We start from the raw sequence: 17481 nt of genomic DNA, 5'->3' as shown, positions 1-17481 counted from the left end.
TGAAGACCAAAGTTTCAAACCGGCGTTGCTCACGCGCTTAATTATATATCTTCCGAAATCGATGTGTCCATAGCGGAATAGAGCTGGTACCAACCATGGTCAGGCGCGATTTTGCCGAGATCTCGCCCGACATGATGAAGGGCACGTTCGCTTCGCGTGCCGCCTGCGCCAGCATCAGGTCGGACGGAATAGGTCAGCTAACCCAGGACTCGAATAGGTACGGCCGAACAGTGATATCGACTGGTCGTGCGCGCTGACATCGATCAAGTAACGCGGCACAATACGGATTTTCCGGAAAGCCTTCTCATTCGTAATTAGCCCCAGCTCGTCGTCAGTGCCGCCTTCGATATAGTCATAGCAGATCTTTGGCAATCGCTTCTTCGCCAATTTGCGCAGATCGCCGACGTTCACAACGCCCTTCATCCTTCCCAATCCGCTATCGTTAATCCTCTATGTTACCCACTCTTCCAGGTGGCTTTGCGCAAAACACTCACATTGACACAGGCGTGCGGCGGTAGAACGCCTTTCCACGCCGGATTTCGACACTCCTAGTTCCGAAAGCAAATGATAATGCGATGCCGCCTTGCTTCAGAAACTCTGATTCCGAAGTAGAGGACAGCGCAGGTCGTTTCCTCACGTGAGGCGGACGCAGACAGCTAAAACTTAGCAGAATTTCGCACAATGTAGGACAGATCTTCTTTGCGCCAAGACGCTGTATATTCTTCTCATAGCTAATAGCGGCTACCTAAGCGCTTTGGGCAGTCGCTATGGCGACCTCAGTCGAAGTTGCCGATACTGACGTGCTTCTCCGGGTGGGCTCGACGAGTCTCTGCCCACACGCGGGCCGTGCCGTTTCTTTCCGCTGCTCCTTCATCAGCGCCGTGCAGACGAACGAGATAGGAAGCTTGGACGCTCAAAGACCGCGAAAAGTCATTTTTGATGACGAAGTTCTCAACAAGAACAGAGGCTCGCGGAATCCGGGGCAACGAGCGATTTTGAGGGGGCTCGCCATTATGCCGATAAGGCACTCGATGCGAGCACGAATCTGATGAGTACCTGTTAAACTATTCGGCCGCCCTTGGTTGCGTGCCCTGAGGCCGGCTTTGATCGCAACCGCCGCTGAATGATCGCGGCGATGTGCGCCGCGATCTGGATAGTGCTAGTCGCAACGCTCGGGCATTTTAGAAGGTAACTGCGTCCAGGCCTGCAAAATTGCTAACGGTAGCGGCATAAACCGTAAGACCGCATGCCGCTTCTGCCGATGAGATGGTTCGCCCTACACTCCACTTCCGAGGATTGCTAGGGGCACTCCGAGCTAATCCTTATCACAGGGGGACAAGCCGTAGCGCAGTATGGGTGATTAATTGCGCCGCGCCCGTTGATCGCTCAGGTCAGGAATTCGGCATGATTTGGCCTGTATGCAAACTTTGGATGCGCCTTCGTCTGCTGTTTGCAGGAAATCAGACCGGCAGAGTGGTTATGCTGCATCTTAGTCGATAGCCGGTTAACGCAGCCTGTGCAGGCGAAGCCTCGTGATTAACGCAGTGAGCGGTCCAACTCTGAATGTTCGATCGAGACTTATTCGTCCCGTTACTGACCGAACGGTATGAGCATAGTTGCCAGGAGAGCAAGCGGTTCGGAATGCCGCAATTGTGTGTGCGTTTGCTTCTTTGAAAGATGTCACAACAAATGTACGGGCGTGAATAGCTGTCAGGCGGCAGCATTTGCCAAAGGGTGCATGTCGACTAGCGGCGATCTGCGCTTCGAACGCAATGCCGCGCAACGGGGAATGTTGAAGCAGTGGAGAGTCAAATGAATGGCGCCGATCTTATTGCCGGAATCTTAAAAAAAGAGGGGGTCAGATACATACCTTCGTTTCCGCACAGCGACATCATCGATAGCGGCGCGAAAGCGGGGATCCGCCCATTGATTGTGCGCCAAGAGCGTCACGCGCTACATTTAGCCGACGGATTCGCTCGCATGACGGGAGGGCGAGAAATTTGCTGCTCCACAGTACAACTGGGACCTGGTTCGGAGAACGCGATCGGGGCTGTGGCACAATGCTATGCGGATAATGTTCCGGTCTTGCACATGCCTGGTGGCTACCCTCGCAGCGTCCAAGGCATTCATCCAAATTTCAATGCTGCTCGCAACATGCAGTCTATCGCCAAGTGGTGTGAGATGGTGATGACCGTCGATCGCCTACCTCAGATGATGCAAAACGCGTTTGCTCTTCTTAAGAATGGTCGGCCGGGTCCTGTAGTACTCGAAGTGCCTGCAGACGTCTTCAGAGAAGAAGTTGATCCAACCCTCCTGGACGCCTATAAGCCGCAGCGTCGATCGGCGCCCTGCGCAGACACCGCCCAAATTACTGAAATTGCCGATATTCTCTTGCGTGCGAATTCGCCTGTTATAATTGCGGGGCAAGGCATCTTGTACGCTGAAGCGTGGCACGAGCTGCAAGAACTCGCCGAGCTCACCCATACACCGGTTCTCTCTACACTGAACGGTAAGAGCTGCTTCCCGGAAGACCATCCACTTTCCTTGGGTTGTGGTGGCGGATCGCGTCCTGATACCGTAAACCGAGCCTTGGAACGTGCCGACGTTTACATTGGGTTGGGCACTAGCTTCACAAGGTCTGACTATATTACCCCGTATCCGGTTAACGGTCGCAAGTTTGTTCAATTGACCAACTGGGAAGGGGACATCTCGAAGGACTACCCTATCGATCTGGGTGTGATTGGCGATGCCAAGCCGTCGATAGCTGCGTTGATTTCGGCGATAAAGGACAAGACCGGAGGTAAAGGTGTTAGCAGGCCGGAGGTTGCCCGTTACATCGCGGCGCAGAAGGCCGCTTTTCTCAAGGAATGGCTGCCTCTTCTCACTTCCGCCGAAAAGCCGATAAACCCATACAGAGTTGTATGGGACCTTATGAACACGGTTGATCGGACAAAAACAGTAGTTACGCACGACGCTGGGAGCCCGCGAGACCAGATAACTGCTTTTTGGGAGTCGCTCGTTCCGCACGGTTATATGGGGTGGGGGAAGACTACCCAGCTTGGACTAGGGCTTGGGCTTATGCAAGGCGCAAAGCTCGCACGGCCTGACTGGACGTGCGTCAACATCATGGGTGATGCTGCCATTGGAATGGTGGGCATGGACTTCGAGACTGCGGTCCGCTGCGGGTTGGGAACGCTGACAATCGTGCTCAAAAACAGCATAATGGGCGGATATAGTAAGTATCACCCGAACGCCTCTGAAAAATATAAGATCGAGAAACTTGGTGGAGATTACGCTGCAATGGCCCGGGCCTTCGGAGGGTACGGCGAAGAAGTAGTTGAGCCTGAAGATATCATCCCAGCGATTAAGCGTGCATTAGAGAAAAACGAGAAGGGTATTCCTGCTCTACTTCAGATCATTACTAAGGAAGAGCGTCGCATGCCAAAAAACCTTCCGGTTGACGCTGAGGCAAATAAGCTCGAGGCCTAATCTCTGCTCTTTGTGCCACCTCGATCTTCGCGGTCGAAGTGGTACTTTGAAAAACTGTTGCCGAAATCGAAAGATCTAAAGTGGCCTAGTGATCTGAGCTGCTGCCGGTTTGATGGCCACAACATTATGTGTATCATGGAGGCGGAGGTTGGCAACGACACGACGGAGGTTCGGTTGGCGATTTGAAGGTGGAGGCGGTCAGGCTGGTGAAGAAGCGATCGGCATCGGTTGGTCAGGCTGCACATGACCTGGACGTTGATAAGAAAGTGCTGCAAAGTGGGTGAAGGAGTTCCGAATCGAGCGGGGCGTGGGCTTTCCCCGGTTGCGCGTAGGAAGCAGCCCCAAGGTGAATACTGAGCGGAACAAGGCGGCGGCCGACTTCGGATAAGGAACCGATATGAAGTGCGGCTTCATCGCGAACCAGCGGACGATCTGGCCGGTGGCATGACTATGCGACGCGCCGGTGGTTACCGCGATCGCCTGCTGAAGCGCTCTCACAGCGCGAGATCCGGCAGCGACGAGGAGCTCAGTGCCAAGGCCTGAGCCACGTTCTTCGCCAGCGACGTTCCTATAGCGCAGACGGAATCCCTCATTCGCCTTTACAAGAAGATCGGCCTGGCTAATTGATCGCCGGCGTTCCTCAAATTAGTTCGCAAATTCAGGCTGTTCATCTTGCTTCCACGGGCGACTCCAAATGGCCCGTCAAAGCTCAGATGGCTTGAGGCAGCGATGACCCCGCCTCCATGTGAGAGCGCCGGAGAAGATCGTGTTAGCAGCTGTTGAAGATTATGCCACGGACTGGTTTTGCACATACCGATCCAATGGCCCTGTTAGACTGTAGGGAATATATCTAGTCTGCCCTTGAGTGTGATGCCATCTTTAGCGTCTTCCTTGATCATATCGGCGCCCTTCTCTGCCACCATTATCGTCGCGGCGTAGGTGTTGCCGGAGGGCACGGTCGGCATGACAGAGGCATCAATGACGCGCAGTCCAAGCAGTCCATGCACACGCAGGCGTTCGTCAACTACCGCCATAGGATCGTTGCCCATCTTGCAAGTCCCTACATAATGGTGGAGTCCCCGACCTGCATGTCGAGCGTAGTCAAGGCTTTGTTCAAAGCTCTGCACCTTCTCGCCGGGATACATTTCAAAAGTCGTGTAGTTGGCAATAGCAGGATTCTGCATGATTTTTCGCGCGATTTGCATGCCAGCCACTGCGCAGTCACAGTCGCCATTGACGGACAGGAAATTCGGCTGAATCGCTGGTTCGCTGCCGGGTATCGCCGATTTGATGTGAATTGAACCGCGAGAATCGGGTCGACACTGGTTGAAACCGAAGGACATTCCGGGTTCTTTCTCAAGACGCCCGGGCCGCGCCGAATCGTAGCTCGCGGGCGCCATGTGAAACTGTACGTCGGGCGTCTGGAGGCCGGGCCGCGTGCGCACAAAGCCGGCGACTAGGCCCGGCGTTTTGGTAAGCAGACCCGTTCCCATAACATAGTATCGCAGTATCTCGCGCAACATCCGAAATCCACGAGATTGCTCGTTGAACGTGATCGGTCGATTGATGCGCCAGCCCATGTTCACATAGAAGTGGTTGCCATAGTTCTCGCCGACCCCTTTCAGCTCATGGTGGATCTCGATCCCAAGCTTCTTGAGGGTTCTCGGCTGGCCAATGCCCGACAGCTCCAGCACGCCGGGCGACTGGATAGTGCCGCAAGAGACAATCACTTCACCTTCGCAGCGCGCTTCCCGACGTTCGCCGCGCAGAGTATAAGCGACACCGACTGCGCGCCTACCCTCGAGCAGGATACGGCTCACAAGAGCACCGGTCTCGATGTGCAGGTTGGGCCTGTTGCGCGCTGGATTCAGAAAGGCGCGAGCGGCCGACCACCGGCGACCATTCTTGATCGTGGTCTGAAAGTAGCTGAAGCCTTCCTGCCGCCCGTTGTTGTAGTCTTGGCTGCGCAGGAAACCACTGGCCTGCGCCGCCTCAATGAGCGCGTCGCCAAGCACATGGCGTTCGCTGATATCGCTTACATTGAGGAGCCCGCCCTTACCACGCGTCTCGTCGCCGCAACTTTCATAGTGCTCCGACTTCTTAAAATACGGCAGCACGTCTTCGTAGGACCAGCCGGGATTGCCTAGTTTATTCCAGCCGTCGTAATCGAGCGGCTGGCCACGTACGTAGAGCATGCCGTTGATCAAACTTGAGCCGCCCAGCCCACGGCCGCTCGCACATGGGAGGCGCTGGCCGGCCACGCTGTCCTGAGCGTCCATCTGGAAGTTCCAGCCGAACTGCTTTCGGACCTTCGTGAAACCTGCGGGAATATCGATCCACATCGAGCCGCCTTGTCCGCCAGCCTCGAGGAGGAGTACCTTGACGCGCGCATCCTCGGTCAGGCGATTGGCGAGTACGCAGCCGGCCGAGCCGCCACCGACAATGATGTAGTCCCATTCGGACATGGTTTAAGTTCCTATAGCAGATGTTGGATTTCGTCCGGGTTAGTCGGCCGAACCAACATCAAGGGGGCACATTGCGCTGCCACACTGGTCTTGCCGCACTCACCAGTTCGTAAGGAACACTGAGATTTCTCAACCTGCTTCCCGCAGGAGCGTTAATCTAGCAATCCTCCATTCGAAATTTTCGCAAAAAAGCGCATGATCGCGCCCAAAAACCGCGCTCCACGGCTTTCCTTCGCGGATTTCAACGTAAACGGACGGACTTCGCAAAAAGCGCAGCGGCTTCGGAGCGCGAAAACTTGACGACACGAACTGGCGTCTCAGAATGCCGCATGGCTAGACAACCACCGAACCTCACCAAACCATTCGCGGCGGGGCCTATGTCTCAAAACCACATCTCCTCGACGTCCAGGTCGAGGTTCACGTACGAGTAAGGCATTTGCCTCAAGTGCAAGCCGCGCCATTTCGGCAGAAGGGGGTGAATAGCGCTTTTGATTGTTGCCGTCGGCGCCGAATGTCCACCACCTTAGACGTCGACGGGAGTGCCTTACCCTTACATCGAAGACGTCTGCGGCCTCAGGCGAATTTGGCCGAGGAGGGATTACCGCTTGAGCGGGAGCGTCATCGCCTATCAACACACGGCTGGATTCCCAACGCGCCGGATCCGTTTTTTTCTTGGGCGCGCGCACAGTCTGGCCTTCGATCTCGGTCGGGCTGACGTGGGCGAAATCATCGAGGCAGGCTAACGACGCAAAACGGGCGAGTAAGCTCGCACCTCGGGTAGCGCATGAGTCCTGGCGATCATCGCAGTCGGCCGTGAGCGCGTGTTGGCCCCTCCGTAAACTACGAAGCCATCGCTGTTCTCTGCTCCTACTTGCCTGACAACGCTCCGAGCCATGTCAGACGTATTCGCCCGAGTCGGCGCAGGATTTCAGCCTTTCGACCGGCCAGAATGCTGAAATTCATCATATGAACCCGATACACTCTTTCTAAGACAGAAGCCTTCTGACTATCGGAGAGGTCAAGAAATCAAGAACCGGTGGGAAAAATCCAACTAACGGCAGGCGCCTAGTGCAGGACTGTTCTTGCAGGCTTGGCCATGCACCCACTGCTGCAATCTGTCAAGAGAAGATCGCGGTCCGGTTGTTGACCGGCGCCGAGTGGGCGCACCAGGGTGCGCGCAGGAGGGAAGAGGGGCAATGCCAGGCACTAGCGAAGAGTTTTGCAGAATTTTCCGGCTTGCCGGATTCGAAGCTCCCGTCCGTGGCGTGATGCTATGAAGAGAGGCTCGTATGAAGCCTCGGATAGGCATGCCGGGCTCAACGCCTACGGCGGCCGCTGGCCCGGCCAACTTTCCGTGCCCAGCAGCAGCGTGTTGCGCTCGCCGGCTCGTTCGTCTTCGATCCCAAGCTCTTGCTGATGGATGTGCCGCTCGGGGCACTGGACAGCAATTGCGTGAACACGCGTAGCTCGGGATCAAGCATTTTCATGAGCATCTCGGAGCGGCAGATGATGGCCTATGTGACGCATAATCGAAGGGAAGCGTTGACCAGGTCGGACCGCAAGCGCGTTTTCACTTGCAATGTGGAGATGCCGAGCGTCGGAAAACGTGCAAGCGCTGGGGATTAATGTCGAGGGCATCAGCCAGCCGAGGGTACTGTCATGGGCCGAAGCGGCGGTGATCACCATCGGCTGGAAGGGCGCTCACACACCATGACGACGAAATTCCAATTCAAGCAGCGGCCAATTGCAAGGGTCTTCCATCCCGGGAGAATTTGTAACAGCGGAGAGAATGATGCGAAAGACACTATTGATCACCTTCGCCTTGGCCGCAATCTGCCTGGCAGCGGGTACGCTTGCGCCAACTAAATCGGCCTTTGCGGCCGATCAGCTCACGGTCACCCACGGGGGCGGATCGTTCGCGAAGGTGCTGCGGAACGATGCGTTCGATCCCTTCACAAAGAAGACGGGCATCAAGATCACTGAAGCCGAGTGGGATTGGAACACTGCCAAAATCCGCGCCATGGTTGACACGAATACGGTGATCTGGGGTTTGGTCTACGTCACCCAGGCTCAAACCAAGCGATTGTGCGACGAGGGTCTCATCGAGACGATTGATTGGAAGAAGCTTGGCCTCGAACGGGCCAAATTTCAGGGGGCCGACAACACGGACTGTGGGGTCCCGACCAGCTTCTCTGCTCAGGTCGTTGCCTATGATAAGGACAAGCTGCCGAATGGGCCGAAGACCATCGCCGACTTTTTCGATCTGAAGGCCTTCCCCGGCAAAAGGGGACTCTATAAAAGTCCGGACATCAATCTCGAGTGGGCCCTGATGGCCGACGGGGTGCCGGCCAAAGATATCTACAAGGTCCTCAACACACCCGAGGGAGTCGACCGGGCCTTCAATAAGCTGGACACGATCAAGAAGGACGTGGTCTGGTGGACGGCCGGAGCTCAGCCTCAGCAACTTCTCGCCGATGGTCAGGTCGTGATGAGCCAAGCTTGGGGCAGCCGAATCTATGATGCGGTCAAGAACTCTGGCCAGCATTTCGCGATCATGTGGGACGGTGCGATGGAGACCGGGGTTGATTTGGTGATTCCCAGGGGCGCTCGGCCTCTGGAGGAGGCCTACAAGTTTCTGGCCTTCACTAGTTCGACCCGTGTCCAGGCAGACATCGCAAACGACTCCGCCAACCCACCGGCAAACAGGGATGCGGTTGCGCTCGTTGATCCAGCAATCCGGCCATATTCGCATGCCCCTGATAACAGCGAAGCTATTCCGGTAGACTCGAGATTTTGGGCTGAGAAGATGGATGAAATACGCCAGCGATTTACCCGGTGGCTCGCGCAGTAAGGCCAAACATAGGAGCGGCAGGATGGCTTCTGTTCTCCTTGCCGTCTCCAACAGCCGAGCTGACATAAAATTAGAGTCGACAAAGTAACGAGGATTCCGCGGGTCATGGCTCTCACGTGGCCTGGAGCGTCCGGATCATCCTGTGTTTCGTCGTGACGGCGCTGATCGCGCCGCCGTCGTCACGCAGGTCAACGTGCCATCCAAACGTATGTTTCCGCCACAAGGAGTGATGGTCGAGGTCGGCAGTGGGATAACGCGGAGCAGCGCGGAACAACATTCAGAGCGGGAGGCAACGAGCAACTAAGAGGAGAATCGCGACGGACCTGCGAAACGAGACTAGCGGGTACGCTCAATGCCTTCGCAGTGCAATGGCAGCTGAATTACGACAGTGTCTCGCTGACTTTTTTAGCTGGCTCTCAGTGGGCAACATGTTGCGCGAATGGCAGACGCAATTGAACTCCATGCTGAAGTTCTGCGCCAATACAACAAGAATCGCCTGATCTATGTGTCACTCTAGCAGAAGTTGGCGTTTTCCTTCCGAGACATAAGGTATTTCTTCTAGAACCTCCGCGAGCGCGGGGCAGGCGTATTGCTTATGTACGAAGGCGGGTCGAACGAGAAGAAGGTCTTGACGAAAGATGTCGGAAGACATGATCCCTTTGGGTGAGAAGCTGTCCCGCCGTGCCAAGGCAACACCGCACGCCCCGGCGGTCAGTTGTGGCGAAACAACACTCACCTGGAGCCAACTTGACGCCCGGGCGAACCGGATTGCCCGCGCCTTGGAAGGGCTGGGCGTCAAGCTGGGTGATTTGGTCACTATCGGCTTGCCAAACGGGCTTGACTTCATCGAGGCTTGCTGGGGCGTTTGGAAGCTGGGCGCCACGCCGCAACCGGTGTCCTTTCGATTACCGCGTGCCGAATTGCAAGCGATAGTCAACCTAGCCGATCCGCCGGTGGTGATCGCATTGCCGGAGCTAGAGACCGATCGGCGACGTGCAACGGTCGAGGACCTACTCGCATTATGTGACGATGGCCGATCGGTTGAAGCCTGCGTGGCTCCGATTGTGTATGCTCCGACGTCTGGCGGGTCGACCGGACGACCCAAGCTCATACTTTCCGGCTCGCCTGGTCTGACCATGGCTGAATCGGATGGCCAAGGTTTCTGGCGGTTGGGCTCAGGCGACATTGCCCTCATTCCAGCACCGCTCTATCACAGCGGGCCATTCTGGTTGGCTATGGAGGCCCTGATCCAGGGCGCCCACCTGGTGCTGATGCCGCGCTTCGACGCAGAAGGCGTACTGCGCGAGATCGAGCGGAGCAGGGCGACTTGGCTTTATCTAGTGCCGACCATGATGAGCCGGATGTGGCGGCTGCCGGAAAACGTGCGAGATCGCTATGATGTATCCTCACTGAGGACGCTCTGGCACACGGCCGCTCCGTGCCCACCGTGGCTTAAGGAGGCCTTCATCGGCTGGGTAGGCTCCGAGGTTATCATAGAGATGTATAGCGGTAGCGAGAGCTTAGCTTGGACGACGATCACTGGAAGCGAATGGCTTGACCACCGCGGGTCGGTTGGCCGCGTGACGATGGGCGAAATGAAGGTATTCGACGCAAACGGAAACCTGTTGCCGCCCGGCGAGATGGGCGAGATCTACCTGCGCCGCCCTGAAGGCGCGCTTCCCTCATATACCTATCGCGGCGCGAAGGCCCGCACCCTGCCCGGCGGATGGGAAAGCCTCGGCGACATCGGTTATTTCGATGCGGACGGCTATCTCTACCTCGCTGACCGTCGTACAGACATGGTCTTGGTTGGTGGTGCAAACGTCTATCCGGCTGAGATCGAGGCCGCGATCGATGAACATCCTCTTGTGCAGTCGAGCGCCGTCATCGGGCTGCCACACGACGACCTGGGCTCATCCGTCCACGCAATCGTCCACTCGCGCCCGGGCCTGACCGCCGAGTTGCTACTGGCGCACCTGACCAAGCGGTTGGTGGCATACAAGCTTCCGCGCACCATTGAGTTCGTCGACGAGCCTCTGCGCGATGAGGCGGGCAAGGTACGGCGGACCCAACTGCGTGATGATCGTATCGCTCGGATGAAGTCGCCCGTTGGGCACATGTAACCGACGTCGATGTTCGAAATGAGCGCTGCGGCATCTCACGAGACATACGGGAAAACGCCAGATGGTCAAAACAAGGCCAGATCTTGGCGAGTTTCGTAAAGACCGATTGGCCCGGAGGAGCGCGTTCCGGTTTTAAGGCGTTCGACCGCGGCGATTGTATCAACGCGCTTTCGACGAGCAACTCGCGAGCGGACGAGAGCTGCTGAAAGTTTTGATGACAACGCAAAAACCTCAGTCGTGATTCTGACCGGCAGCAAGTCCTTACGCGCCGCCCGCCGATCTTAAAAGGCGGTGCGGGAGGTCCTCGCGAACCGCCCGACCTAGCCGCGCCGGGATGGGAGTTCAGGAGCGGTCCTCGGCTCACTTGAGCCTGGTACGAGATGGACCAGCCGACAATCGCCGCGATCGTAGGCTTTTGCACCGGAGGTGGCGTCGCACTCGTCGTCGCCGTCGGCTTCCGGATCATGGCACCCAATGCCCTTACCCGCGTTGCCTGATACTGTGCTTTTGCATCAAGATGAGCTGGCAAACCAAGCCCGTTCTCTCGCGGCTAATCGGGGCAGCGCACGAATAGGCGGGACGATTATGACGTCCCCAGGGGCTGCTTGGGAATTTCCGGCAACCTAACTACGGAGCCGCTAAACCGGCATATACGGCTTGGTACGTATTCTCTCGATCGAGGCGGAATATGGCATCCGCGGCGTATCGCTAACTTACACCTGGCAAGATGTGGCGGCTCACGCTTCCTCGTTCTTTTCGGCAAAGCAGCTGCACAACACTTGAGTCCGCACGCTTGCCATCCTTCGTCGGGCGAATGTCGCAGCGTATCGCGAAAAGGAGCGCCGCCGCTCGGTGGCGTATTCCGAGTAGGTCCGACGCAATTCGGACCCATTCTCCTCCTTTGACTAGGCTAAGCTTCGATACCTTATTTGACGCATGCTCGGTGAGAACCGGAAAAGCGGCCTCAACCCGCATGCGCATTGTATAAGCATCGCTCAGAGCGGCAGGGCCGCTGCTGCCCGGCCTTCATGCACCTGACACGAATTCGCGGCAACATGAGAGAGCGCGGATAATTCATGATCCGCACGATTGTGAAAAGCTCGACCGATACAATCCAACTCGATGGTTAGCTTTGACACCGATTGGTTTGCGGCGCACCGACCATCGAGTTCCGGCATGTTAAAAAACTGCGGATTGATTTGCTGCGCGCAGTATTACGGATCAGATTCCCTAGAAATCAGAGAAATTCGCCCTTTAGGATCACTAATATTCCCACAAATGATGGAGAAAAGTCGATCGACCGTAGCTGCGGCTCCGCCAATCTCCACACCAGCAACTCCGACAGAGAGGCGAATTCTTAAACTCGGGTGTAGAGCTGCACTCAAAGGGGGGCGAATTGAACGAGCGCGCTGCTTGGCCTTACATGACAGGCAATTCTGCCTCGGCACAGCGCGACGCCGCAGGCCTTCGACGCAGTCTCGAGAGCATCTGCACGCCTGAAGGACCGCAGCCTTGGTCCGACTCGTGTACGAACATCGGAGATGCGCATTCCACTGTCGCCGATCTTCGCGTTGACAGGGACGCGCTCGATCGGGCGGCCGAGGCTTGCCTCGATCCACTAACCGCCTTTGAAGTTTCCAGCCGTGTTAATGACGATAGACGCCTTGATGACGTTTCAACGAAAGTTGAGGCAGACCTTCAGGGGCTTGCAAATTTGGGGCTGAATGTCGAGCTCGTACAGATTGCGCATGTAGATCAGGCCGACTTTCAAGTCTATTACTTGCCTTGCCGCGCGCCGGGACTACGCGCTCCCGTAATTATTTGCATCAGCAACGAACAAGAAACAGCAACTGCGCTACTTGGAAGAATTTGGCCTTTTGTGACTACTCTAGGTTTGTCGGTTCTCGTGGTCTCCTACGACGACCTCTCGAATCACGCGCGGGGCCAATCAGAAGTTTCATTGTCTTGCTGTTTGGATTACCTGTCAGGCCGAGCAGATGTTCATCCGGCTCGAATAGGCGTCTTTGGGGAAGGCTTGTCGGCTACTCTTGCAACCGATTTCGCTGTATTTGATTGCCGAATTGCTGCGGCCGTTTGCGATGGCGGGCTATGGAATTGGGCGCGGACTTTGGCCGCAGTGCGCTGGATGAGCAGCAGTACGGCAGACCTCGTAGACCAGGGCGTGGAGTCGGTACGTCGCTCGCGATTGGTGCGACAGTTGAGATGTCCAGGTCTCGTGGTCGTTGGTGGATACGGACCGGTCAGCGCGTCAGAGGCGATTAAGCTACAGGCTGACTGTAGAGCAGCATGCATTGATCTAGAATTCTTCTTCGAGGCGGAGCCCCGGTCTACCTTAAAAGGGACCGAGAATTTCGTGAGTTCTGACGATCGCGTGTTTGCCTGGCTGCATCGAAAGCTCACAAATGGCTCGGATTCTAAGCTTATTGCCGGCGGTTAGCGATCGGATCGCCCAGGACTAGATCACGACAAGGTCATCGATGTTGGTCCGTTCTCAGCTGCCCTTTGTCCTCGCGATGGTTGCCTGGGCATTGCAGCTCACGACCGAATACATACTGAGCTTGCGGAGAGGCTCGGCAGCGCGGGACTGACTACAGTACGCCAATACGGAGTTTTTGAGAGGCTAGTTGGCTGTTTGTGGCGATCGCGGCCAGTCGCTTATTGAGGTAGTCGAGGGATGCCTCGTCTAGCCCGGCGAACATTGTCGAGTTCAGAGCTTCTCGCTTCTTTGACAGGTTTGCGATTTCGGCCAGCGCCTTCTGAGTCAGTGAGATCTGCAGAAACCTCGCATCATCAGGGGATGTCACGCGAGACAGAAAACCTGCCTCTTCAAGTTTCTTCGTTTGAGTCGTCACGAAGGCGGGGTGAATTCGGAGCTTATTGGCGACTGCTATGCCGGAGACCCCTCGACCCTGGTCGAGCTCGCCGATAGCCATCAGCATCAACCATTGGGGTTCGCTGATGCCCATCATCTCAGCCCAGCCCTTGTGTATTTCCTCGAGCTGCGAGTGGATTTCGACGATGTTCCAGATGAAATCCCTAACGGCTCTATCCAGCTGATCTTTTTCGCCCATTTTGGTCTTCCGCCACATGTTGGTCCCGCCCGCAGGCATGCAGCTGATCATTAGCCGCAATGCGAGTGATCGTCTCGCGACTAATTGCCGAGGTATACCGGTCATGCAAGAAATTAATTGACGTGCGCAATTGATGTGGGCTACCGTGGGACTCAGACTGAAGGACCAATCGGCCAACGGTCATGTTAAACTCTCCAATAGAGCCCTCGGGATGCCCCCCCGAGGGTTCCTTTTCACCTCTACATGCTTTTCTTTTGGCGTGTTTCGGATTGTTGCCGAAGTGCAACGGTGTCGACCCAACATAATACTGCATCCAATTAAGTAATTGAAGCAATTGTTACGATGAACTATACGGGGATGGACGGAGAGGGGGCGCCTCGAAGTCGTTCCGTCAAAACCCGCCCACCGGGGGGGTGAGGCTCGTCGCGGCGGATCTTGGACGGAAGCGATATTCAATTTGGAGGACTATCCATGAAACTGACGAAGAGTCTCATCCTCGGTTCTGCGGCAATGCTCGCGGGTGCCGGGGCGCATGCTGCCGATCTACCTGTGAAGGCGAAGGCGATCGAATATGTGAAGATCTGCTCGCTGTATGGTGCGGGGTTCTACTACATCCCCGGTAGCGACACGTGCTTTAAGTTGGGTGGTTATCTCCGTGGGGAAACCGTTCTGAACACGCATTACCACTTTGATGCCGCATCCAACGATTTGGGGGGGGCGCGAAACCGCCTCAGCAACTACTATAACACCTTGGCCCGTCAAGGTTTCCAAGTCGATACGCGGACCGCGACCGAGTACGGCGTCGTCCGAACCTTCGCTGAAATTGTGTTCAGCTGGAAATCCGGTGGATACAACGGTGCCGGTACAAGTCCCGTGAATGGCTCAACGGCTTATAACGCCGCCCCGGCCGGAACAAATGGTGCTGGTGCGGCCGCTGGCGGTTATCTCGGGATCTATTATGCATTTCTTCAGTTTGCTGGGTTTACATTCGGCAAAGCGGAATCGCAATTCAGGACTCCTTGGGGTCAATACCCGGGCAACAACCTTGAGCTGCCCGGCGCCGGCGGCTGGGATCCCGTCAATCAGATCTCGTATACAGCGGAGTTCGGCCAAGGCGTTACGGCTTCGTTCTCGGCTCAAGATCAAACGGTTCACGATACGACCAGCATTCGGAACGTGAGTGGCGCGTCCGCCGTAGGTCTGGCCGCCGGCGCGTACGGTGCAAACGACATCGGTGGCACGCGAGCTCCAGACCTCATCGCCAGAGTTCGCGTTGACCAGGCTTGGGGCCTGTTCCAGGCGTCGCTCGCTGCTCACGATAATCACGCGGCCTACTACGGTGTTGATGAAACGACAGGCCATCCGAGCGACAAGTGGGGCTGGGCTGCTCAGCTCGCGCTATCGATCAAGAATCTTCCGACCGGCGCTGGCGACTCGATCAACTTGACGGGCGTATATACGAACGGTGCGAGCCGCTATAATTTCGAAGACTATATGTCTACCACGTTTGCCATGTATGGCGGCACGGGGCTGGCGGGGGCTTACCAGAGTGTTGGCATTGCTGGTGTCTCTGACGCCGTGTTCGTCAACGGGAGCGGGCAGCAGTTGACCACAACCTACGGCTTCAATGGTGCGTTCAACCACAATTGGGATCCCTACTGGAGCTCCTCCATTTACGGAGCTTGGGCAGCTGTCAGGTACAACGGAACGGCCAAGGGGTATATCTGCGGTGCCTTCGTCGCAAGCCTCGCCTTGTCGACCGGTGTTGCCGGCTGCAATCCCGACTTCAACTATGGGGTCATCGGTACGAGGACGTCCTGGACCCCGGTCAAAAACTTGGCCTTCACGGCTGAACTCGCCTACATGATGCTCGACCAAAAGTACGCCGGCGGAAGCACGGTGGCCCTGCCCCTGCAGGCAAATGTCGCAAAGCCCGGCACTGTATATGAGCTGAAGGACCAGAACAGCCTCGTGCTGATGCTCCGGGCTCAACGCAACTTCTAAGCCTCGGTTTATCAACGGAAGGAGTGAACAAAGCGGCTCTATAGCCGAACGTCTAACCTCCAAGAAGGCCTCCGGCATGCCCGCCGGGGGCCTTTTCGATGCTCCTGCGTCTTTGGAGAACTTGGATCAACTGTGAAGATCGGCGGAGCACGAGCGTTCATAGCCATGGATTCATAGATCTGGCAACAAAGCCTTCTGTCACGCTCAGCCGGTTCAGGCGCTCACTGCCGAGCGACTATGCTCTTGCTGACTCAATTCTTCTTACTTCGTCGTCCGTTAAGAAGCCGAATTGAGCGGGAGCGGACGGGCAAGCGTATGCGATAGCTGGATCAGGAAGAGGCACAAGAGTTCTCTGAGCCAGGCGAGGATACGGCGGAAGTTGTGTCCGACTGCTGAGAGCACGACGTTGGCGGCGTCGCCGGCGCGGCCTTTGAGGTAGCAGCGGCCAAGGTGACCTTCGGCCTTCAGATGTCCGATGATGGGCTCGATGGCGGAGCGGCGCCGGAGCTCGCGCTTGATGGCGCCGAACACGCCGCGCTTCTGGCCCGAAATGAAGACGCGACGTGGATTTTGCGTGTCGTGGCCGCGATATCCCTTGTCGACATAGGCCCGCTCGATCGGACAGCCGGTGAGCGCCTCGGTGCGGTCGATGGCGTCCCGCAGGGTATGACCGTCGTAGGGATTATCGGGCAGCGACCTGGCGTGCAGTACGAACAGGCCACCGGGCGCCCGGCGGTTGTTGGTGACGATGGAGGCCTTCACGCCGAACTCGTAAGGCGCGGCGGCCTTGCCTTTGCCGATGCATTCCACCTCCGGGGCATGGAAGGAATAAAGCCTCCAGCCGCGCTGGCGCTGCTGCTGCGAGCGGATTTGCACGGCCCGGCCAAGCGGGAGGGCGAATGCCTCCTCCAGTGCCGGCTGGCCCTCGATCTTGCGGCGGATGTCGCGGATGATACGGCCGAGCCGGCTGCGCAGAATGCGCAACTGCCGCTGATGCCGGCTGAACTGTTTGGCATGGGCGTAGCGGCCCGCCATCATCGCGGCGGCCTTGGCCACACGAGAATAGGATTGCCGCAGCCTGACGGCGTGCCTTCTCGCCAGGCGGTTGAGCCCCTTGATAGCCGCATGAAGCAGCTTGGCATCGGTCGGAAAGGTGATGGCCTTCGGCTGCACCGTGGTGTCGACGGTGACGCCCTTGAGGTCCTGGCCGCGTAACGCGCCGGCCTCGTGCGCCACCCGCAGGCTCTCCGCCAGCAGCAGCTCCAACTTGTCGCCGAGCCGCTTGCGCCAATGGCTCAGGTCCGAGCGCTCGTGCGGGAAGGCATGCTGAAAGAACTCTTGCCCGGTGAAGAACTGGAAATACGGGTCGTGAACCCAGCGCTCGCAAACGCCCTCATCGGACAGCCCGTAAGTGTGCGATCATGAACCGGGTCTCGATCCCGGGCCGGCCATTCTCG

General features: G+C 57.0%; 7 protein-coding genes and 2 pseudogenes. 4 read left to right on the top strand and 5 right to left on the bottom strand.

What is annotated here, in order from left to right; all coding sequences use genetic code 11:
- Positions 1–174 precede the first annotated feature (174 nt).
- Entirely contained in the window at positions 175–423 is a 249-nt protein-coding gene (locus AC0L3S_RS31520) for an alpha-hydroxy-acid oxidizing protein (protein WP_259219426.1), read from the bottom strand.
- A gap of 1368 nt (positions 424–1791) precedes the next feature.
- Here AC0L3S_RS31520 and AC0L3S_RS31515 point away from each other — a divergent pair.
- A pseudogene (locus AC0L3S_RS31515) lies at positions 1792–3489 on the top strand (thiamine pyrophosphate-requiring protein); the annotation flags it as partial.
- Between the two features lie 198 nt (positions 3490–3687).
- On the opposite strand, the gene AC0L3S_RS31510 reads toward AC0L3S_RS31515, so the two are convergent.
- Positions 3688–3987, bottom strand: a complete 300-nt coding sequence (locus AC0L3S_RS31510; RefSeq protein WP_259219427.1) for a hypothetical protein — start codon at positions 3985–3987, stop codon at positions 3688–3690.
- 332 nt (positions 3988–4319) lie between these two features.
- Entirely contained in the window at positions 4320–5954 is a 1635-nt protein-coding gene (locus tag AC0L3S_RS31505) for a GMC family oxidoreductase (protein ID WP_259219428.1), read from the bottom strand.
- A 1792-nt stretch (positions 5955–7746) separates the two neighbouring features.
- On the opposite strand from AC0L3S_RS31505, the gene AC0L3S_RS31500 reads away from it, so the two are divergent.
- Both AC0L3S_RS31500 and AC0L3S_RS31495 read left to right on the top strand, forming a co-directional pair.
- Entirely contained in the window at positions 7747–8805 is a 1059-nt protein-coding gene (locus AC0L3S_RS31500) for a polyamine ABC transporter substrate-binding protein (protein ID WP_259219429.1), read from the top strand.
- 638 nt (positions 8806–9443) lie between these two features.
- A complete protein-coding gene (locus AC0L3S_RS31495; RefSeq protein ID WP_259219430.1) occupies positions 9444–10928 on the top strand; it encodes an AMP-binding protein in 1485 nt (494 codons plus the stop codon).
- 2609 nt (positions 10929–13537) lie between these two features.
- Here AC0L3S_RS31495 and AC0L3S_RS31490 read toward each other — a convergent pair.
- The gene (locus AC0L3S_RS31490) at positions 13538–14020 is read right to left on the bottom strand and encodes a MarR family winged helix-turn-helix transcriptional regulator (RefSeq protein WP_259219431.1); all 483 of its coding nucleotides are present in this window, start codon (positions 14018–14020) and stop codon (positions 13538–13540) included.
- Between the two features lie 471 nt (positions 14021–14491).
- Here AC0L3S_RS31490 and AC0L3S_RS31485 point away from each other — a divergent pair, with 471 nt between their 5' ends.
- A complete protein-coding gene (locus AC0L3S_RS31485) occupies positions 14492–16024 on the top strand; it encodes a porin (protein ID WP_259219432.1) in 1533 nt (510 codons plus the stop codon).
- 276 nt (positions 16025–16300) lie between these two features.
- Here the strand turns inward: AC0L3S_RS31485 and AC0L3S_RS31480 are convergent.
- Positions 16301–17481, bottom strand: a pseudogene (locus AC0L3S_RS31480) (IS5 family transposase); the annotation flags it as partial.

The organism is Bradyrhizobium sp. Ken01 (genome assembly GCF_055807355.1).
The sequence above is the reverse complement of the archived record's forward strand: the minus strand, read 5'-3'. Positions and strand labels throughout refer to the sequence as shown.